24 protein-coding genes are annotated in these 18367 nt (G+C 47.2%); 6 read left to right on the top strand and 18 right to left on the bottom strand.

Annotated features, from left to right (window positions below; translation table 11 throughout):
• Window positions 1-23: 23 nt before the first annotated feature.
• Window positions 24-392 carry a PadR family transcriptional regulator gene (locus CGZ75_RS17185; RefSeq protein ID WP_089525465.1) on the top strand — a complete coding sequence of 123 codons (369 nt, stop codon included), beginning with the start codon at window positions 24-26 and terminating at the stop codon, window positions 390-392.
• Window positions 361-918: a DUF1700 domain-containing protein gene (locus CGZ75_RS17180; RefSeq protein ID WP_089525464.1), complete on the top strand. Its 558-nt coding sequence runs from the start codon at window positions 361-363 to the stop codon at window positions 916-918. The genes CGZ75_RS17185 and CGZ75_RS17180 overlap by 32 nt, the downstream gene beginning before the upstream one ends.
• A gap of 64 nt (window positions 919-982) precedes the next feature.
• On the opposite strand, the gene CGZ75_RS17175 is transcribed toward CGZ75_RS17180, so the two are convergent.
• The 7 genes from CGZ75_RS17175 to CGZ75_RS17140 all read right to left on the bottom strand — a co-directional run bounded on the left by CGZ75_RS17175 (window position 983) and on the right by CGZ75_RS17140 (window position 7774).
• Window positions 983-1789, bottom strand: coding sequence for a MerR family transcriptional regulator (locus CGZ75_RS17175; protein ID WP_089525463.1), 807 nt, complete (start codon window positions 1787-1789; stop codon window positions 983-985).
• 454 nt (window positions 1790-2243) lie between these two features.
• A complete protein-coding gene (locus CGZ75_RS17165; RefSeq protein ID WP_245850894.1) occupies window positions 2244-3002 on the bottom strand; it encodes a YheC/YheD family protein in 759 nt (252 codons plus the stop codon).
• A 102-nt stretch (window positions 3003-3104) separates the two neighbouring features.
• A complete protein-coding gene (locus CGZ75_RS17160) occupies window positions 3105-3500 on the bottom strand; it encodes a VOC family protein (RefSeq protein ID WP_089525461.1) in 396 nt (131 codons plus the stop codon).
• 148 nt (window positions 3501-3648) lie between these two features.
• Complete coding sequence (locus CGZ75_RS17155; RefSeq protein WP_089525942.1) at window positions 3649-4404, bottom strand: amino acid ABC transporter ATP-binding protein; 756 nt, start codon at window positions 4402-4404, stop codon at window positions 3649-3651.
• Window positions 4405-4431: 27 nt separating this feature from the next.
• The gene (locus tag CGZ75_RS17150; protein WP_089525460.1) at window positions 4432-5100 is read right to left on the bottom strand and encodes an amino acid ABC transporter permease; all 669 of its coding nucleotides are present in this window, start codon (window positions 5098-5100) and stop codon (window positions 4432-4434) included.
• 22 nt (window positions 5101-5122) lie between these two features.
• Complete coding sequence (locus tag CGZ75_RS17145; RefSeq protein ID WP_089525459.1) at window positions 5123-5971, bottom strand: amino acid ABC transporter substrate-binding protein; 849 nt, start codon at window positions 5969-5971, stop codon at window positions 5123-5125.
• A 231-nt stretch (window positions 5972-6202) separates the two neighbouring features.
• Window positions 6203-7774 carry an ABC-F family ATP-binding cassette domain-containing protein gene (locus tag CGZ75_RS17140; RefSeq protein WP_089525458.1) on the bottom strand — a complete coding sequence of 524 codons (1572 nt, stop codon included), beginning with the start codon at window positions 7772-7774 and terminating at the stop codon, window positions 6203-6205.
• Between the two features lie 157 nt (window positions 7775-7931).
• Here CGZ75_RS17140 and CGZ75_RS17135 point away from each other — a divergent pair, with 157 nt between their 5' ends.
• Together CGZ75_RS17135 and CGZ75_RS17130 are read left to right on the top strand one after the other, a co-directional pair.
• The gene (locus CGZ75_RS17135) at window positions 7932-8483 is read left to right on the top strand and encodes a DUF1697 domain-containing protein (RefSeq protein ID WP_089525457.1); all 552 of its coding nucleotides are present in this window, start codon (window positions 7932-7934) and stop codon (window positions 8481-8483) included.
• A gap of 157 nt (window positions 8484-8640) precedes the next feature.
• Window positions 8641-9159 carry an SRPBCC family protein gene (locus tag CGZ75_RS17130; RefSeq protein ID WP_089525456.1) on the top strand — a complete coding sequence of 173 codons (519 nt, stop codon included), beginning with the start codon at window positions 8641-8643 and terminating at the stop codon, window positions 9157-9159.
• Window positions 9160-9322: 163 nt separating this feature from the next.
• Here the strand turns inward: CGZ75_RS17130 and CGZ75_RS17125 are convergent, their stop codons facing one another.
• From CGZ75_RS17125 to CGZ75_RS17115, 3 genes are read right to left on the bottom strand one after another with little or no spacing between them, the layout of a single operon-like run.
• The gene (locus CGZ75_RS17125; protein WP_089525455.1) at window positions 9323-10300 is read right to left on the bottom strand and encodes a hypothetical protein; all 978 of its coding nucleotides are present in this window, start codon (window positions 10298-10300) and stop codon (window positions 9323-9325) included.
• A gap of 49 nt (window positions 10301-10349) precedes the next feature.
• Window positions 10350-10724 (bottom strand): VOC family protein, encoded by a 375-nt coding sequence (locus CGZ75_RS17120; RefSeq protein ID WP_245850893.1) that lies wholly within the window; start codon window positions 10722-10724, stop codon window positions 10350-10352.
• Window positions 10725-10770: 46 nt separating this feature from the next.
• Entirely contained in the window at window positions 10771-11259 is a 489-nt protein-coding gene (locus CGZ75_RS17115; RefSeq protein WP_089525454.1) for a MarR family winged helix-turn-helix transcriptional regulator, read from the bottom strand.
• A gap of 150 nt (window positions 11260-11409) precedes the next feature.
• Between CGZ75_RS17115 and CGZ75_RS17110 the strand changes: the two genes are divergently transcribed.
• Both CGZ75_RS17110 and CGZ75_RS17105 read left to right on the top strand, forming a co-directional pair.
• Window positions 11410-12633, top strand: a complete 1224-nt coding sequence (locus tag CGZ75_RS17110) for a PQQ-dependent sugar dehydrogenase (protein ID WP_245850892.1) — start codon at window positions 11410-11412, stop codon at window positions 12631-12633.
• A 70-nt stretch (window positions 12634-12703) separates the two neighbouring features.
• On the top strand, window positions 12704-13153 hold the full coding sequence (locus CGZ75_RS17105) for a YdeI/OmpD-associated family protein (RefSeq protein WP_089525452.1): 450 nt from the start codon (window positions 12704-12706) through the stop codon (window positions 13151-13153).
• Window positions 13154-13213: 60 nt separating this feature from the next.
• On the opposite strand, the gene CGZ75_RS17100 is transcribed toward CGZ75_RS17105, so the two are convergent.
• The 8 genes from CGZ75_RS17100 to CGZ75_RS17075 form a co-directional block, all read right to left on the bottom strand.
• Window positions 13214-13513: an RNA polymerase alpha subunit C-terminal domain-containing protein gene (locus CGZ75_RS17100; protein ID WP_089525451.1), complete on the bottom strand. Its 300-nt coding sequence runs from the start codon at window positions 13511-13513 to the stop codon at window positions 13214-13216.
• A 51-nt stretch (window positions 13514-13564) separates the two neighbouring features.
• Window positions 13565-14374 carry a CPBP family intramembrane glutamic endopeptidase gene (locus CGZ75_RS17095; protein WP_176444893.1) on the bottom strand — a complete coding sequence of 270 codons (810 nt, stop codon included), beginning with the start codon at window positions 14372-14374 and terminating at the stop codon, window positions 13565-13567.
• A gap of 356 nt (window positions 14375-14730) precedes the next feature.
• The gene (locus CGZ75_RS17090; protein WP_089525449.1) at window positions 14731-15180 is read right to left on the bottom strand and encodes a hypothetical protein; all 450 of its coding nucleotides are present in this window, start codon (window positions 15178-15180) and stop codon (window positions 14731-14733) included.
• Between the two features lie 138 nt (window positions 15181-15318).
• Complete coding sequence (locus tag CGZ75_RS17085) at window positions 15319-16179, bottom strand: aminoglycoside phosphotransferase family protein (RefSeq protein WP_089525448.1); 861 nt, start codon at window positions 16177-16179, stop codon at window positions 15319-15321.
• A 24-nt stretch (window positions 16180-16203) separates the two neighbouring features.
• Complete coding sequence (locus CGZ75_RS25395) at window positions 16204-16365, bottom strand: hypothetical protein (RefSeq protein WP_176444820.1); 162 nt, start codon at window positions 16363-16365, stop codon at window positions 16204-16206.
• Between the two features lie 40 nt (window positions 16366-16405).
• Window positions 16406-16786 (bottom strand): Imm50 family immunity protein, encoded by a 381-nt coding sequence (locus CGZ75_RS17080; RefSeq protein WP_176444892.1) that lies wholly within the window; start codon window positions 16784-16786, stop codon window positions 16406-16408.
• 345 nt (window positions 16787-17131) lie between these two features.
• A complete protein-coding gene (locus tag CGZ75_RS26240; RefSeq protein ID WP_281255125.1) occupies window positions 17132-17212 on the bottom strand; it encodes a putative holin-like toxin in 81 nt (26 codons plus the stop codon).
• A gap of 31 nt (window positions 17213-17243) precedes the next feature.
• On the bottom strand, window positions 17244-18287 hold the full coding sequence (locus CGZ75_RS17075) for an IS630 family transposase (RefSeq protein WP_425436469.1): 1044 nt from the start codon (window positions 18285-18287) through the stop codon (window positions 17244-17246).
• Window positions 18288-18367 lie beyond the last annotated feature (80 nt).

The following is an 18367-nucleotide window of genomic DNA, read 5'->3' as shown; positions in this document are numbered from 1 at the left end:
CCAGTAAGGGAGATATGAAAATTATGGCAGAGTGGACATCACAAGTTAGACGGGGAATATTGGAGTATTGCGTTCTGTCCTTAATCGGCAGTAAACCTACTTATGGATACGAGCTGGTCACGATGCTGAATCGTTGGGAATCGCTTGCTGTAACGGAAGGAACGCTTTACCCCATTTTACGCAGGCTGATTAATGAAAAACATCTTGAATCGTTCTGGCAAGAGTCCGATTCAGGCCCACCGAGGAAGTACTATCGCTTGACCCCGCAAGGACAACAGCTAGTCGAGAATATGGCTCAAGATTGGAGCAAGATTGTCGAGGCTGTATATCAAATTGAAAAATTAAAGGTGGCAGGTATTTATGAGTCCATTGGTAAAGACATATTTGAATAAGTTCCATGCAAGCTTAAAAGCGTTGCCAGAGGAAGAACAGCAGGATGCAATTCGAGAAATCGAAAGCCATATTATGCATGGGCTACGGGACGGTCAATCGGACAAACAAATTTTAGCGAAATTAGGCGATCCGAAAAAACTGGCTAAAGCTTATAGCAGCGAATATATTTCTCAGGCAAACCCGCGCTCCTTCAAAGAAGTTATGACCATGATTGGCTTTTATTGCACAGCAGGACTGCTGAGCATTGCCGTCGTGCCGATTCTAGGGGTAATAGCTTACGGCTTTGGTTTTTGCGCCGTAATAATTGTAATTGCCGGAATTATACGTTCCTTTGGCGTTACCTGGATTGATATGACCATTGCCCCCGGGTATGAAGTTCCTATTGTATGGAGCTTCCCCTTTGCACTTGTTATAGCCTCAATAATTGGCGCCATAGCCTTTATCAGCTGGAAGAACTTGAAGAGCTATCTTGCCGCTCTATCCAGTCGCTACCACAGCATGCTGGAAACTACTATTCGCGGCTAATAAAAGGGGATGCACGGATCAGTCCGCAGCATCCCTTTTTATTTCTGTGTGATATAGCTGCCAATTAGGCTATTGGAATGTAGATGTCCAGCTCCGACTCCGACTGTGAATGCTTGAAACGTTTGTCATACAACTCAAAGTCAATTCCTTTCACAAGCTGAAGCCCATGCAGCGGCAGCCACTTGCTGTAAATCATCTCGTACGTGTCACCCAATTGCTCAATTGAGCCCTTGTGAGTAAAAACAGCATAGCGCTGTGCTGGAACGACTACTTTTGTCATCCCTTCGGGGACGTTCTCCGAATTGGACTCAAAAGCCGCCACATAGGTGAATTCCTCTTCAACGCCCGGCAGGCAAATTCCATAAGAGACGGCGGGCTGCAGCTTTCCTTCTATTTGATCTTCCCGTGGGATGAATCGCCCCCATAGTCCAGGTATATCACCTTCGCTTGAAGAGCTGCTCCATGCCATGCCAATAATCGTAAATTCCGCTTGTTCTACCAGTTTTGGTTCCATCGATATGCCTCCAGTAAACGTCACATACTCGACCATGCGTTGGATGGAATTAAGCTGTTTCTCCCTTGCGGCAATTTCATCTTGAATACCGGAGGCTCTTTCCTGAAGGAGTTTTTTGATCTTGTCGACATCGTCCAATGTTCCCTCGCGCTTCAGCTCCTGAATCGCCTCAATTCCTAGTCCCAAAGATCGAAAGAATAAGATCCGTCGCAGCTCTGGGATTTGTTCCGGGGAGTAGAGTCGGTATGAATTGTCGGCTCCGATCCGAGCTGGCATAAACAATTCAATAGAGTCGTAATACCGCAGCGTCTTGGAAGTTATGCCGAATAAGCGAGCCATGAGTCCAATGGTAAGCAAGGTGAAATCTCCTTCCAGCAATGGTCTGTGTGTACATCCTACAACGTTGACCCTGGGGCAAAGTCAATATGCATCAAGCTTAAGCTTGCGATAGTTGTTCCGGATATAGTTGAAACCGGAATATATCGTTATGATCAATGCCGCATACACTCGTAGTTACATTTTCAATACCTTCGGGTTTGGCACTGCTGAAGCTAACTTCATTGTTTCCATATAGCACAAAAAAACCATCTTCATTAAGGGGAGTTCTTCCCTCGAGCATTCTTCCTATTCCTGAATAGTATGTATTAATATAAATTACCTCCTAAAAATGGATCACGACCATCGTTAGATTATACATTATGAAATCTAATTGCTTACTAATATAGATAAAAATTGATTAAAAGGAATCTTTTTATCTATAAAGAAATATACCCCTCACAGAATAATGAGGGGCTTTTATAACATAAACTTCTTACTTCGTCCGACCATACTGTCTGGAATAAGAAATTATGCGTTGATACAGGCTTTTATCCACCATATTTTTCAGCGGGTAGAACTGTGGTCTGGTATTCACTTCAAGAATCCAAGCCCTGCCGCTGCCGTCCAAGGCAACATCAAGCCCCAGCTCTCGGAATCCACTGGAGTGCCGATCAAATTTTCGGCCAACCGCTTCCCCAAGTCTTCTCAGCTCTTGGTCTTTCTTTTGGATGGTTTCCTTGCTGAATCCAGCCTTGAGCATTGTTTGTGGGAAATACCCGATCGTCCCGCCTTGATTGTAATTAGTGGCGACTTTTCCCGGCCTGCCTATTTTGGTAAAAACCCCGGTACTCTTCCAAGCTCCAGTATTCGCTTTTTGAACCATAACTCGAATGTCGAATGGTCGGCCACTAGCTGTGGCAAGGTTAATGCCCTTTTGCAGCAGATAGGGACGCTGCTTGGCACGCTTACTCAATTTCGCATAGAGCACATCGAAGCTCAGATAATTGCTTTTCGCTGAATCGTGTTGCATTTGATAACTATTTCCCAGCTTTTTTATCCGCACGATGTTGAAGCCGCCCGAGCCATTAATGGGCTTGAAATAGACGGTTGGATACAAAGCAAACATCGCTTTCAGGTTGCTGTAGTTAAAAGCTACGGTTTTAGGTACATACGATTGTATAGCGCCGCCGTCAAGCAGCCACTTCGTTTTCACCAATTTACTACTAATTGTGGAACTTCGATAGCTCACCATGTAGGGCTCCCCTCCACACTTAGCATATGAGGGGTTTTAACAGCCTGTATGTGCACCCGTCCAGTACAAACACCTAATCTCAGGGGGCAGTTTCCCAAAAGCTTACTGCTTGGTAATCATCCACGTAACACCGAATTTGTCTACGACTTCGCCATAATAAGCACCCCATGGCTGAAGTGCAAAAGGATACTTGCTTTCGCCGCCCTCGCTTAGCTTGGCATATGCCGTGCTAGCCTCTGACACATCATCATAGTTCAAGGAAATACTGATGTTACGGTTATACGAAACCGGCTCGAATGAATCGGAAATCATTAACGTATTCGTACCTGCTACTGTGAAAGCCAAATGCATGACTTTGTCCTTCATCGCATCGGGTGTTCCCGGTGTCTCACCGAATGTGGTCAGGAATTGAATCTCGCCACCGAGTGACTCCATGTAAAAATTAGCCTGACCGCTTGCATCCTCCGACATCAAATAAGAGTGAATTTGGGCTCCCATAATAGTTTAACAACCTTTCCCTTTGAATTTGACCTTACATGAACACGACGAACGAACAATCGTGAAATCGACAAGGCAGGAAAAATTCCAGTCGGCAAATTAAAAACCCGATAAACCAGAGCTGCCTGGTCCACCGGGTTTCTATTTTCTAGGTCACATCGTAGTTGGTCACTCGATTGAGGAATTGAATCGCGCGCGGGCTCCGCGGATTGCCGATTACCTGCTCGGGAGGGCCTGACTCAACGATGACGCCGCCGTCCATCATGACGATATGATCCGCCACATTTTCGGCGAACCTCATCTCATGGGTGACGATGACCATCGTCATCCCCTCGGCAGCCAGCTGCCGGATCACCTTCAGCACATCACCGACAAGTTCAGGATCGAGAGCCGAGGTCGGCTCATCGAACAGCAGCACATCCGGATCGAGGGCCATCGCTCGGGCAATAGCGATTCGCTGCTGCTGCCCACCCGACAACTGATGGGGATAGGCGTCCGCCTTGTCCCCAAGTCCTACCTTACCAAGCAGTTCGGCGGCGCGACTGCGCGCAGCGGCCTTGCTTTTCCCTTGTACGGTCACCTGAGCCTCCATAATATTCTGGATCGCCGTCATGTGAGGAAACAAGTTGAACGACTGGAATACCATGCCGGTACGCTTGCGGAGAGCCAAAGTATCAGCCGTACGGATCCCATTGCCCTGCTGAAATTGGAGCGACATCTCTCCGATCTTCATCATGCCTTGATCCGGCACCTCAAGCAGATTGAAGCAGCGCAGCAGCGTCGTTTTTCCCGAGCCGGAAGGCCCGATAATGGCAAGTACTTTGCCCTTTTCCAAGGTCAGGTCGATGCCTTTCAACACCTCAAGGGAGCCGAAGGATTTATGCAAATTGTTGATTTCAATCATAGTTGTACCCGACATATAAGAGCCTCCCTAGCTTGCGGAATATCTCGCCAACCGTTTCTCCAATATGCTTTGCAGCCAGGTCAGGACGGTGCAGAACAGCAAATAAATGACCCCTGCCGCGCTGTAAACAAGTAACGGCTCGTAGGTAGTAGCAACGATCTGCTGCGAAACACGGAACATCTCCAGGTACATAATGCTGCCTGCCAAAGATGTATCCTTCAACAAACTGATAAAGGAATTACCAAGCGGCGGCACGGATACGCGGGCGGCTTGCGGAATGATAATGCGGCGGAGTGCTTGTCCACGCGTCATGCCGAGCGAAGCTGCTGCTTCCCATTGGCCCTTTTGAATGGACTGAATGGAGCCCCTTACGATTTCGGAGCCGTAAGCTCCGACGCTTAGAGTAAAACCAATTGTAGCTGCCGTAAATGAACTCAAAATGATGCCGACATAAGTTAGGCCGTAGAAAATGATGAATAGCTGCAGCAGCAATGGCGTACCGCGGATGACCCAAACATAGAAGCCGGCAACGAGACGGAGCGGCCAGATGGAAGATAGCCGGGCCAAGGCGGTCAGAACTGCCACAATCATGCCAAGGGCAAAGGAAACAAGAGTTAGTGGAATGGTAAAAGCCACCCCCGCTTTAAGCAGAGGCAGCAGCGAATCGAGAAGAATATCGATCTGTCGTTCACTCATAGTGGCAGCTTTCCTTTATTCTTTATTTGGAGACGTCTTCCCCAAAATACTTCTCGGAAATTTTCAGGTAGGTGCCGTCGCTCTTCATGCCGGTTAGCGCTTCGTTCACGGCTTTGACGAACCCTTCATTACCTTTGCGGAAAAGAGCCGCGTTTTTCGAAGCATCGGTGGCCTCAACCGCGATTTTCATCGGAAGCTCAGGCTTCTGTTTCTTTAGATCCAGAAAAGAAAGGGAGTCGTTAACCGTAGCATCGATACGCTTGGAAGCCAGCAGGTCGATCGCCTGGTTGAAGCCGTCCACCGACACGATTTCAGCTCCGTTGTTTTTAGCAAGAGTAGCCAGGTTGCTGGAAAGCGTCTGTCCGGATTTTTTGCCTTTCAAGTCAGCAAATGTTTTGATATCGTTATTGTCTTCACGAACGATTAGAACCGCTTTGGAAACGATATAGTCGTCGGAGAAGTCGTATTTGGCTTTACGCTCGTCGTTGATGCCAACTTGGTTGAAGATAACATCGAACCGCTTCGCATCAAGACCAGCAATAAGGGAATCCCAAGGCGTCTGGCTAAATTCCGGTTCAAGGCCCAGGCGTTTTGCCACTTCCTCGGCGATCTCCACGTCAAAACCCGTCAGCTTGCCTGAAGCATCATTGAAGGAGAATGGGGCATAGGTTCCTTCCGTTCCGATACGCATTTTGCCGCTGGCCTTGATGGCCTCCCAAGAGTCTCCGCCAGCGCCAGTTTCGCCAGTTGCATTGGTTGCGGGGCTTTCAGACGGTGCAGGCGTATTTGTATTGTTATTCTTACTGCCGCAAGCGGCAAGAATGAGGACAGTAACGATTAGCAGCAGGGCTGCAAAGCTTTTTCTTTTCATGGTGATTCCCTCCAAAAGTACTTTCTTTTTTATAGATGACTTAATGAAGTTTACATCCCTTGCAAAGTCATGTCAATTAAAATTCCGATCATTCTTGTTGGAATTAAATAAATCATACCAATTGCAGACTTATTTTGTTCATCATTCCCTGGACTTCCCGCTTTATGCCATTAGACAACTTTAAAAAAGCACGGCCGGGATGGCATCATCCCGGCCGTGCTCTCATGAATATTACAGACTCTGCACCGTCACTCCAGACACCGGATCAAAAGTCAGCATTTTCGTTCCGATTTTATTGATGAAGAACCGGTCATGGCTGACCGTCACAACAGCGCCGGGGAAATGAATCAGCGCCTGCTCCATCACCTGAATGCTCGTCAGATCCAGATGATTAGTCGGTTCATCCAATATAATGATTGCCGCTCCCGAGAGCAGACATTTGGCCAGCGCCACGCGGGCTTTCTGCCCGCCGGACAGATTGCCGATGACCTTGCTCAGATCTGCTTCGGAAAATTGCAGCATGGACAGGAATTTATTCACTTTTTTACGCGGCGCATCCAGTCCCAGTCCGTACGTATTAACCGCATGGCTCACCGTATCCTTGGGATCAAGCTCCTCCCACATGCGGTTGAAGTACGCATATTGGACGCCCTTTTCCCAGGTCACCTCGCCGCTTGCAGGTTTCTCCTGTCCGGTAAGAACCTTAATGAGCGTAGACTTTCCACTGCCGTTGGGACCCGCGATGACGTAGCGGTCTTCCTTTTGAATATCGAAGCTAACATCTTGAAAAATCGTCCGATCCTCGTACACTTGTCCGATATTCTTGACCTCGCATAACCGATCTGGGAACCGCAGCCGCTCATAAATATCCGTGATCAGCACGTTCACAGGATGCGGCTCGATCCGCTTCTTATTATCCGCCAGTTGACGGGAAAGCCGATCCTTAGGTGATTTTTTGCTCGCACGACTGTCAATGGCTTCCGCCTCCATGAGCAGCAGCTCTTCCTCCCACTCGAACTGGCGGTCCAGCTCCTTCTTCCGCATCTTCTTTTTACGAATATAGTCGGTGTAATTGCCGTCGTACTCCTGAAAATGATAGTTCTCAATCTCAATCGTCTTCGTCACGACCTTGTCGATGAACTGCCGATCATGGGACACCAGAATCATTGCGCCCTTGAAGCGGTACAGCCACTGCTCCAACCAAGCGATGCCTTCTATATCCAGATAGTTGGTCGGCTCATCCAGCAGGACGACATCGGGCTGCTCGATGAGCATCTTGGCGAGTGCCGCACGGTTTCTCCAGCCTCCTGACAGCTCGTCGACGGGCTGGTTGCGCGAGACTTCATTGAAGCCGAGTTTTGTCAGAACAGTATTGATCTCAACGGACACATTCCAGCCGTCCAAATGTTCCATTCCCTCGAACAGCTCGGCTTGCCTCGCCAGCAGTCGGTCCATTTCGCCGTCATCAGCCACGACGCCAAGCTTCTCTCCTATTTCCTGCAGCTCCCGCTCGATGAGCGCCACTTGTTCAAAGCAATTTTCCAGCTCCTGCTGGACGGACAAGCTCCCTTGCAATTCCGAGAACTGCGAGAAGTAGCCGATTTTAATTTGAGGATCAACCTCTACTTTTCCGTCCGTCGGCTCTTCTTTGCCCAAAATTAGCTTGAACACCGTCGACTTCCCGGCACCGTTCCGTCCGATCAGAGCGACCCGCTCCCCCTGGCTAATACGAAAATAAATATTGCGAAAGATTAGGTACTCTTCATATTTCTTCGTGACGTTCTCAAGCCGAATGACGCTCATCGCTATCTCCTCTGATTCGTTCTATTTGCCCCATTATACACTAGGTCACTGCAGCACATGGCGGAAGGGACTGTCGGTCCATTGTTAACGACTCCTCTTAGCCGTATAATAACACCAATTATTTCTAGTTTGATTTGGAATTCATGGAGGGATCGCGGTGGTTTTTGTAGCTTTACTCAGAGGCATCAACGTTGGCGGCAATAATAAAGTGGATATGAAGCTGCTCAAGGGAACCTTTGAGCGAATCGGCCTGAACCATGTTCTTACCTACATCAATACGGGGAATATTATTTTTACAGACTCTTTTCATTCTGTGCAAGAGCTGTCCAGCCTGCTGGAGGAAGCCATTCATCGAGATTTCAGTCTGTCTATCCGAGTCATGGTCCGCAGCTTAGAAGAGATCAAGACGATTATGGACGCCCTGCCCGAGCATTGGATGAATGATACGAGTATGCGCAGCGATGTGCTTTATTTGTGGGATGACATCAATGAGGAATCTGTGCTGGAGACGATGGTCATTAAACCGGAAATTGACCGCGTCATCTACGTAAGTGGAGCTATTCTTTGGTCGTACGACAGGGAACATGCGGGGAAAAGCGGCATGAACAAACTGATCGGCTCGAAGAACTACCGAAACGTGACCATCCGGAACGTTAATACGGCTCGAAAAATCTACAATCTGATGGTGACCGCCGCAAAGCGCGAATAAACTTTCCTTAGATAACATTTTCATTTTATATTCCTTTACGAGAATATTCCTTGTGAGATATATTTAGAGCATGATTTTTGATGATTATTTGCTGGAATGGCAAGGGCAGACTAGAAGGATATAGCATTTACTACAATCCTATAATGGAGGAATTAAAATGACAGAAAGCCAAAACGGAACAACCATGGAGGAAGGCAAGTTAGTTATTACAAGAACCTTAAACGCACCTCGCGAGCTGGTGTTCAAAGTATGGACAGAGGCTGAGCACTTGAAACAATGGTGGGGTCCGAAAGGCATGAACATCGAAGTCAAAAAGTTCGATCTGCGCCCTGGCGGCATGTTCCATTATAATATGCGCACTCCTGACGGCCATGAAATGTGGGGCAAATTCGTTTACCAGGAAATCGTAGCACCGGAGAAAATTGTTTTCACCAACTCCTTCTCCGATCCAGAAGGCAATACCGTACGTCCCGAGTTCAGTCCTGTGTTTCCAATTGAAATCATGAATGTAGTCACATTCACCGAGCAGGATGGCCAAACTACGCTTACCCTGAGCGGAGGCCCTCACAACGCATCTGCAGAGGAGCAAGAGTTCTTCAAGAGCATGTTCGAGTCCATGAAGCAAGGCTTCGGCGGCACCTTCGATCAGCTCGAGGAGTACTTGGCGAAAGTTTAATTGTTGCGTAAATAGGGCTGTGACCTTCACCACTAGGGTGACGGTCACAGCCCTATTTTAGAACCAGCCAACGACGATTCCATACCATTTTTCCAGTCGGGCCAGCAGACGATCTAACTGACGTCCTTGCTGGACGAGATTTATGATCCAGTCCCAATCGGTCTCATGTTATCTGTTTTCGAATGGCGTCACCCTCTTCAATGCACAAGGGGTTAGCCCAAAATGTTGTTTCGAGGCTATTGAGGGCAAATTGCAACTTTTGATACTCTCCCATTACTTGTGCAATCGGGTGATTCAAAAGTTTAAACCCACCTTTAATATCGATCAGCTTCATTTGCCTGGATAAAAGCTCCTCCGTGGCGGAAAGCATCGTATGATCAATGAACCAATAAGGGAGGTTGTTGAAATGACTTAACATCACAAAAAATCGATCTTCTGTTGCGGGACCTTCTTTGAACAATCTACCTGAAGGATAATACACTAAACGCTGTTCCCATGATAAATCATGCTCCTCAAAAAGTTGATGATGAGGTTCAATAGATTTGCCATTATATTTACTAGCAATGCTATTTAAACACCTCTCATACCATAAAGCATCATCAACTGACTTGGCTTTACTTGGATCAAAGTACTCGGTATCAAAAAGATGAGAACGAATGGGTTTACCATACCAAGCACCGTCATCAGAAAAGATAAAACCCTCCGTTAATTCCGCTAGCGCCGAAGCAATAAAGCCATACGCTAAATTAATAATAGCTGGTTGTCCTGCTGATCTCCGAAATGACCAGAAATATCCGACAGATAAAGAACTCTTCACCTCGAGGTATGTATCTCCAGTCTCACTGTATTCGTCCCAAATATCAGCCGTATCTTCATCAACTTTATGATAATAGGCATCCGTCCCGCCACCTTCACTCGGCTCTACAAAAAAACAGGCATACTCTACATCCCAATTCATCGTTTCATTGCTTGTATCGCCTGGCGTAATTATTTTTTCTCCTAGCCGAACACAGATCAACGGTACTTCTTGTAATTCTAAAGGTTGTAAAAAGTGCTTTAATTTTTCATTAGCAAGCTTTAATAACGCGACTACAGTGGGTACTTCTATCCCGGTAGGATAAACTTCGAAAGTTGTGCTCATTCCGCTCCCCCATATCTAATATTTCAAAGAAATCAATTCACTTGCCCTATCAAATTCGATAATAAGAAAGTACCCAGCACACACCATTCCGGTCCGTAACAATGGCTAGAAGTCCATTAAAAGGAGCTTCATATACTTCCGTATTGACGGTTCCGTCCTCTGCGAATTGTCCATAAATGCTGCGGAATTTCTCCTCCGTCTCAATTTTCAGGAAAACTCTCACATAGTCGCCTTTCAGCACTGGCTTCGCGGCCCGAGTGTCGGCGAACTTAATTACAGCACCGTCTGCATGCAGATCTGCGTTATAAACCTCTTCACCCTGCTTACGAAGGATTTCAATGTCACCGCCAAGAACATGTTGATAATACTTAATTTCATCCTTACAGTTCTCCACGACGATAAAAGGATGCACGATCATCATCATTGTAGCCTCCTTAGCGTTATACAATCATATTTGTAGTGGCTTGCACCTACGTTGCATCATGCTCAGTCAGATTGCTCAGCACTGTTTTTAACAGCTGCATCATCAAGTCATATTGCTCGTCAGCGATGCCCTTCCGGGTTTTGTTCTTGACGCGATCCAGCGCTTTCTGTACCTTAGGCACAACTTCACGTCCCGACTCTGTCAAAAAAAGCAGCTGATAGCGATTGTCGGCAGGATCAGCCTCTCTCCGTACATACCCCTCGGCTTCAAGCTTAGCGATTGCCTTGGCGGTAGTTGTTTTATCTATGAGCAGCTTCTCGCTCAGCGCCTTCTGCGTCACTGCTTCCTGGAACGCAATCGCCATCAGAAAAATATACTGACCGCTCCCGATCCGATACGGCGCCAGCTCCGTGGAGATCAATACTTGCATATGACGGTAGATGGCCGAAATATATTGACCGTGCGATTCCGTTGAACCTTCGCCATGAGGCGTCCGTTGTTCGTTCAGTTTACTCCCCCCTCGATAGAATGTCATTGCAACTAATTTCAGTATATGCACGATAGGATGCTATTGCAACTATTATTTGACACTTTTGAAGCATACCGATTAGGGTAAAAATAATTATAAATCCGAATGCCGGCACCGCCCAAAACGAGCTCCCGACGGAAGGAGAACTCCATGCTAATGAATAAGTCTAGCCGCAGGCTGAGTCTAACTGCCGCTCTTGCGACCGCTTTGCTATACGGCTGCACAGAGCAAACCGACAACAATACCGATGATAATTCTGGTCCTGTCCAAAGTAAAAGCCCCACCGTGAGCAGCCCATCCAATCTGCCCACGGCAAGTCCGGCTGGAGCAGAAGAGGAGAGCTCCACCGAGAAAACCTTCCCCTACCAAATAACGACACTGGCAGAAGGGCTTAGTTTGCCTTGGGAGATCGCTTTTGCTCCGGCGCCAGATTCACGGATCTTCTTCACGGAGCGGCCGGGCAATCTGCGCGTCATTGTGGGCGGCAAGCTGCAGCCGCAGCCGCTGCTAGAGGTTCCAGCCCCTTCCTACGGTGAAGGAGGTTTGCTGGGACTGACGCTTGATCCTGATTTTGCAAACAACGGTTATGCCTACGTCTACCATTCCTACCCGGATGGAGAGGAAATCAGCAATCGTATACTGCGTCTGAAGATTGGGGAGCAGTCAGCCGAGATCGATATGGTGTTGCTGGACGATATTCCTGGCAGTGTGAATCATAATGGAGGAAGAATAAAGTTCGGACCGGACGGGATGTTGTATGTCACGACGGGTGATCGGTCAGAGACCAAGTTACCCCAGGATATAACCAGCCTGGCGGGAAAAATCCTGCGTCTTGCACCGGATGGGTCGGTTCCGAAGAACAATCCCTTTGAGGGCTCATTAGTATACAGCTACGGCCATCGTAATCCTCAAGGGCTGGCTTGGCAGCCGGAAACATCCCTGCTTTACAGCTCAGAGCACGGCTCCTCCGCACATGACGAGATTAATCTCATTGAAGCTAGCGGCAATTATGGTTGGCCCTTGATACAAGGAGATGAAAGCGGAAGCGGACAGCAAGGAGAAAGTCTTCAAACGCCCCTTGTGCACAGCGGCTCGAACGAGACATGGGCTCCTTCCGGCATGACTTTTATTACACAGGGCCCTTGGTCCGGAGAGCTGCTGGTTGCTGCGTTAGCGGGACAGCGACTGCTGCATATAACACTTGATAAGGAAGGACAAGCCGCATCTCTGGAAACTTTGTTCGAGCAAGATTGGGGACGCCTGCGCAACGTAGCGGAGGGCCCAGATGGCACACTTTATGTGCTGACTAGCAATCTGGACCGCGGTACACCTTCGGAAGGTGATGACCGAATTTTAGCGCTAACACCGACCTGGAAATAATATTTTATTTCCACAATTGTACTTTTGTATCATTTGGGGTAATCCAACCCTACGAAAAGAGGTGTTCCCGATGAAATTCCAATCGGTTGTTCATTTAAGCGGCAAAACTGCAACCGGAATCCAAGTTCCGGACGAGGTTGTTGCTGCGCTAGGAGCAGGCAAAAAACCACCCGTCCACGTCAGGATTGGGGAGTATAGCTATCGCAGTACAATTGCTTTCATGGGCGGGCAATTCTGGATTCCGCTCAGCGCGCCGAATCGGGAAGGCGCTGGAGTCGCCGCCGGAGATACGATTGAGGTTGAGGTGGCGCTGGATACAGAGCCGCGTGAGATCGTTGTGCCGGATGATTTGGCTGTAGCGCTGAACGGAGCTGCAGAAGCACGCGGTTATTTTGACGGATTATCGTACAGCAACAAAAACCGCATCGTGCTTTCTATTGAAGGAGCCAAAACAGCCGAGACTCGCCAGAAGCGTGTCGGCAAAGCCGTCGAAGCATTGACGGAAGGGCGGACCCCTTAAAGGAACTGAGAACTTACAATAGAAGATTCGGTATCCCCTTCTAGATTTAAACGCGTTATGCTACTCACGAAAAGCCAGCCCTTCCGCCTGCAAAGCCATCCTTAGCTTGGGCATCGAAGCCGGCCCCATTCCGTGCAGCTTTAAAATCTCTTTTTCGCTATGGGCGGAGAGTTGTTGCAGCGTGAGAATCCCTTTTTGCTCCAACGCTCTCCTCGCAGGCGAAGATAGCTGCGAAAGAAATCCGCTCTTCGGTCCGCGCTCTTGTTCGCAGGTCGGGCATGTAGCACAGTCGGTGCTCTTGTAGTACTTGTGTCCCTTGTCGCAAGTTCTTAAGCTTTTCCCGGAAGTGGTCAAAGGCATCCGTCTCCCTTTCAGATTATTAGGATTAGGCTGTAGTTATCTCGTTGCCGCCTAATAATGAGTACTACGATGATCGATATGTATGCTTGGTGTCTGCTCTCCAAGCAACTTATTGTACGCCATCCGATCCAACGGATACCAGATGACGTGAAACAATATATGCACAACTATAGCGGCGATCAGACCATACTGCCACAGAAGATAACCGCAGACAATAGTCACCCATAAATTCCCGAGTACAGCTGAACTAATCAGCATCGGCGACGGTTTGCATCCTTTTTGAAGATTGCCAGGTAAATGCGCCAAGCCAAACAAAATCCCAGTAATGATTGTCGCCGTCCAAAAGGCAATCGGTTGGGAGGATTCCATCAGCGAAATAAGCCACATGACAAAGCTCAGCAGCCCCCAACGAAAAATAATTTCCTCGGTAATTCCGCCTGAAGTAATTCTGGTCATCAGCCCCAGGTTTTGGCGTAGGCCCTCGGCAATCAGCACAGACTCCCTATCAATACGGGCACGGATAAAACCGTAATAACAAGCCATCCAGCAGAAAATGCAAACTATCCCTGCGATAGCCCCGATCCACAATTGACGAATTAAATCGTTCCAATCCGCCTTGCCGCGGCTTAACCCATTCAGGAACTGGTCGGCAATTCCGATCTTGGGTCCAAAATAAATACCAGCAGCAGCACAAACTGCAACGATCGCGATTGTCTGCCCAGTTAGCAACACTAACAAAGCCCGCTTAGATAGCTTGTTTTCCGGCATTTTGAATAGATCATTAACCGAGAACCGGCTTATTAACCATATGCCGGGCACACAAGCGGCAATCAGCATCACCCATAAATAAACTTGATCCATCCTACACCCCTTTTTGCACGAATTTTGCATCCAACAAAAAGATTATTATAAGTAATATTTTACCACGCCGAAAAGGATCCAGCATGGACAATCACACTGCATTACTTTCATTTGGTAAATGGGTTGGACCATCTGTGTAAAAACGTTCATAAATGCCGTGGCGGAATGTCAGCAAGATAAGTATACGAAAAAGTTGACTATGCAACGCCAGTGCATGCAGATATATTACGTCATCCCGCTCTGTACCTTCCCTCATTAAGATTAGATTTATCTTTCAGGTACACAAAAAGCCTGATAGCCACTCCAATGAGCTGACTGTCCGGCCTTCTTTTATCAATAGATGGATCTGCTCTAAATCAGGTAACATACACATACAGATTAGTACCGCTAGTCGTCAAACGAATGTTTGAACTAGAATCTAAACCCGAGAATTTCGCATAACTGCAGCCAGATCTAACTTCCAAGTTAGCCTCAAACGAGCCAATTTCTTCCCCGGCAGGGCTCTGCCAAACCTCGTATTCTACCTCGGCCTTATTACCTGCGTTGCAAAGCATTTCATAATGATGCCTGGAGCCTGGAGGAATAAAGATGTCTGAAGGCGCGGAAATAGGTCCATCCTTATCATCAAAAACCAAAGTATAGATTCCGGTGTTATTGTAGATATCATAGCCTTGTGTACGAGAAAGGGACCCGAGATCATCATCAGAAGGATTAAGATACAAATTTGAAGAAAAGACACTGACCACAATAACGAGTAAAATGAACAGGACAAGTATAACAGCGGAGTTTGAAAACGAATTTCCCACAGAATATTACCTCCGGCTCTAAAGTGTTTCTCTCTAGTTCTATTTATATTCGCTCAAAGATAAGAGAGACACAGTTAAAGCCCGGGTGGATCCGCCTTTTTCTAAGAGTTACACAGGGAAAAGCCCCTCTTACTTCATCTAAGCCTCTGCCAATTGACTAAGGTATCCCCTGATGTCCTTAATCAATAAACACTTCTCATCTTCAGAAATTCCGTCAGCTGATAACTTCCGAGCTGCGATGGGTACAATCCAAGGTTCAATGTCTTTTGATGAAAACCCTGTTTCCTTACAATATTCATCCATAAATATACTGATCATAGTTTCTCTTATCGTATCAAAGAATTCTAAAGCTGCGCTTGGAAGAGAATCAGGCAGAATCGCATATCTAACCATAATAATATACTCAGCTATATCTGCCTCGGGATTGCCAATGGAAGCATTCATCCAGTCAATTACAGCAAATGAGCCATCAACTCTCACGATGATATTTCCTGGATTCGGGTCACCATGACAAAATAATTGTTTGAGAGGTTGCGCATCCAGCATAGTTATTATTTTTAGTTTTTCTTCTTGGGTGAGATACTCGACCGATTGAATGAAGGACTTAATGTTCTCTCTTTGAGAAGATAGCGAACCTAGAGGCGTTTTTTTATGAATTTCACTTAGAGCACGAGCAGTTAATCGAACATCATTTTCAATACTTTTCATTACTGGGATTGCGGCCTGATTCAGCAACTGCTTAAAAAATCGCTCCTTTATCGTCTCACCAAAAATCCGTTCAAAAGCAATGGCTGGACGTCCCGCAATATTCAAAAGCTCTACTGGCTTAGCTACAGGAAGCCCACTCTCCCATGCCACATAATTGTTTTGGTACTCCCTTTGCATACCCTCATAATCCGTGTTTAGCTTCCCTAGCTTAATAATTTTGCTGTTATCTACCCATTCAAAAACCTCGGAACAACCGCCCTCTCCAATCTTCTTCCCAAGCCTCTCATCCATGCTACCTGCTCCTTTTCATTTGAACTAAAGCAATTCCCCAATCGGTTTATCCCAACCGTTATTTCCAAAAACGCCTTCGTCGAAATAACTGGTCCATATGATACCTTTATCCGTCACCTGAACACTCTGAATTCCATCTCCAAGCAGGAACTCTCGAGAATGGTTGCAGCGCCACCGTTTTATCAAACGTTTCAATTCCTCCTTAATGGGCAGGCATTAAGCCACCTTAGAGTTGAGCCCTAATATCGCGACAAAGAAACGTTGCTGCAAACCCGGACACGGCATCCAGCTCGACTCGGATAAGTTCGTCTACATAAGAGAAACTCAGCTGCAAGCAAATATTGCATTCCTCAGCAGGAGATATGTTCTCTTGCTGAATATCTTCGAAATAGAAATTAACATCTTGTTCCAGCCCATCTGCCGATGTATGTCTTATCGTCAAGGACAGATCCGTCTGAATGTCACCATGTCCCGTAGCTTTCAAATGTACCTTCGTGATTTCATCGTAATGAAACGAGGGAAAGGAACCGAGCCTATCGATAACATCCTGAGTACCTTTTATGGAAATTAACGGCGAGAACATGAGTTCAAACTGGACTTTGCTCATGAGCTGCAACTCATATTGACGGCCTGTATACAGCAAAATGGAGTCATTCCATCCACCTGGACCTGCCAATCGTTATTTGGAGCAAAACAAATCTCCTCACGCTCAACAGATCGAACGCTGACGTTCTAGTCAGGCTCAGGAATTCTTGACCAATGTTAATAACAGATTGAGCGCAAGCAAGCTAGGTTAATTACAGATTGCTCGAATAATTTCCCGCCGTTATAATAAAGCTAAAGAAGGAGCCGTGCGTCAACACGACTCCTCCGGCACAGTAGACCGCTTCAAAGGCGGTCGGCTCCAGTCAATCAGTCAGAAATAGACCGTTATCCTGGTGAGGTGGGCGGTCTATTTCTTTTGGTTAATCACTGCAATGATGGCAACAACCAGCGTCAGCATCGCTACTATAAGCGCACTAAAACCGATCATTAACTTCTAGCTATATAGAGCGCACTTAAGATCATAACCGAACAAGCAGACGATCGATGGTTTCCATCGGATTCTTATTAATTCGATTCATAAATTGACTCACATGAAGCTTGATCTTATAGAATTTTTCAAAGAATACGTTATTGACTACGTCAGCTTTGAGCCATAGCCACAAGCCTTCCACCGGATTCAGGTTCGGGCTGTAAGGCGGCAGAAAGACCAACTGCAAACGAGGATGTTTTTTGAGAAACGGCTGTAACGCTTTAGCATGATGAATGCGGCTGTTGTCCAGGATCAAGGCCATTTTTCCCGACGGGTACACAGAAAGTAGATCTTCAAGAAAGCGAACAAAAGCCGCTACATCCGCTTTCTCTTCTTCTCGATGATGCACCTGTCCGGTTTCGTAGTTAATCGCCCCAAACAACTTGGCTCCTTCATGCTTGCCGTAAGTCGGCACTTTGCGTTGCCTGCCACGTGGGAACCAGTTGTATTGCAGCGCTTGATAGGAGCGAATCATGGATTCGTCTTCAAACAGCAGATGATCGATTTCTTCGGCTTCCACCTGTTTCTTGAGCTGAGCGAACGTTTGCTTGCGGAAAAGGGCTTGGGCATCCGCATCGGCTCTAACCAGCGAATAGGTCGCTTTGGTAAAGCTGAAGTTCATGCGTCCCAGCATCGCGCTGATACCGCGTACGCTCATGGTGACACCAAACGTCATCTTGATCCACTCGGCTACCAGCGGAAGTGTCCAGGTGTGACGCGCTTCAAAGCCAACATCGACTGGGGTTTTCTGCTCCAGCATGGCGCCTAGCTGGCTGCGTTGCTCATCCGTGAGCTTTGTCGGTTGTCCGGGAGAATGATCCATTTCCAGCCCGGCAAGACCACGTTCTTGATACGCTTGCCAATAGAGGCTGATCGTTTGGCGCGTGCGATTGAGTAAATGGCCGATTTCCTCAAACGAGTGACCTTCAAAGCGAAGACGGACCGCCAGGTATCTCTCGTAAAGCCGTTTATCTGAAGTTTCTCTCATGGACACATTGAGTTTCTCCATTTCTGCAGTACTCATTTTCATCACCACCGGGTTCTTGTTACTATTCATTACCCACTTTGGTGGTAAGCCTGACTTTGTTCGTTTTTCACTTGCGCTCTATATAA

This window comes from Paenibacillus herberti (assembly GCF_002233675.1).
Classification (GTDB): Bacteria; Bacillota; Bacilli; order Paenibacillales; family Paenibacillaceae; genus Paenibacillus_O; species Paenibacillus_O herberti.
Note: the sequence above shows the minus strand (reverse complement) of the source record. Positions and strands in the feature narration are given on the sequence as shown.

Coding starts and splice junctions, on each gene's coding strand:
- CGZ75_RS17185 (WP_089525465.1), top strand. CDS start 24: ATGGCAGAGTGGACATCACAAGTTAGACGGGGAATATTGGAGTATTGC.
- CGZ75_RS17180 (WP_089525464.1), top strand. CDS start 361: ATGAGTCCATTGGTAAAGACATATTTGAATAAGTTCCATGCAAGCTTA.
- CGZ75_RS17165 (WP_245850894.1), bottom strand. CDS start 3,002: ATGGTGAGCTATCGAAGTTCCACAATTAGTAGTAAATTGGTGAAAACG.
- CGZ75_RS17160 (WP_089525461.1), bottom strand. CDS start 3,500: ATGGGAGCCCAAATTCACTCTTATTTGATGTCGGAGGATGCAAGCGGT.
- CGZ75_RS17155 (WP_089525942.1), bottom strand. CDS start 4,404: ATGATTGAAATCAACAATTTGCATAAATCCTTCGGCTCCCTTGAGGTG.
- CGZ75_RS17150 (WP_089525460.1), bottom strand. CDS start 5,100: ATGAGTGAACGACAGATCGATATTCTTCTCGATTCGCTGCTGCCTCTG.
- CGZ75_RS17145 (WP_089525459.1), bottom strand. CDS start 5,971: ATGAAAAGAAAAAGCTTTGCAGCCCTGCTGCTAATCGTTACTGTCCTC.
- CGZ75_RS17140 (WP_089525458.1), bottom strand. CDS start 7,774: ATGAGCGTCATTCGGCTTGAGAACGTCACGAAGAAATATGAAGAGTAC.
- CGZ75_RS17130 (WP_089525456.1), top strand. CDS start 8,641: ATGACAGAAAGCCAAAACGGAACAACCATGGAGGAAGGCAAGTTAGTT.
- CGZ75_RS17125 (WP_089525455.1), bottom strand. CDS start 10,300: ATGAGCACAACTTTCGAAGTTTATCCTACCGGGATAGAAGTACCCACT.
- CGZ75_RS17120 (WP_245850893.1), bottom strand. CDS start 10,724: ATGATGATGATCGTGCATCCTTTTATCGTCGTGGAGAACTGTAAGGAT.
- CGZ75_RS17115 (WP_089525454.1), bottom strand. CDS start 11,259: ATGACATTCTATCGAGGGGGGAGTAAACTGAACGAACAACGGACGCCT.
- CGZ75_RS17110 (WP_245850892.1), top strand. CDS start 11,410: ATGAATAAGTCTAGCCGCAGGCTGAGTCTAACTGCCGCTCTTGCGACC.
- CGZ75_RS17105 (WP_089525452.1), top strand. CDS start 12,704: ATGAAATTCCAATCGGTTGTTCATTTAAGCGGCAAAACTGCAACCGGA.
- CGZ75_RS17100 (WP_089525451.1), bottom strand. CDS start 13,513: ATGCCTTTGACCACTTCCGGGAAAAGCTTAAGAACTTGCGACAAGGGA.
- CGZ75_RS17095 (WP_176444893.1), bottom strand. CDS start 14,374: ATGGATCAAGTTTATTTATGGGTGATGCTGATTGCCGCTTGTGTGCCC.
- CGZ75_RS17085 (WP_089525448.1), bottom strand. CDS start 16,179: ATGGATGAGAGGCTTGGGAAGAAGATTGGAGAGGGCGGTTGTTCCGAG.
- CGZ75_RS17080 (WP_176444892.1), bottom strand. CDS start 16,786: ATGAGCAAAGTCCAGTTTGAACTCATGTTCTCGCCGTTAATTTCCATA.
- CGZ75_RS26240 (WP_281255125.1), bottom strand. CDS start 17,212: ATGATCGGTTTTAGTGCGCTTATAGTAGCGATGCTGACGCTGGTTGTT.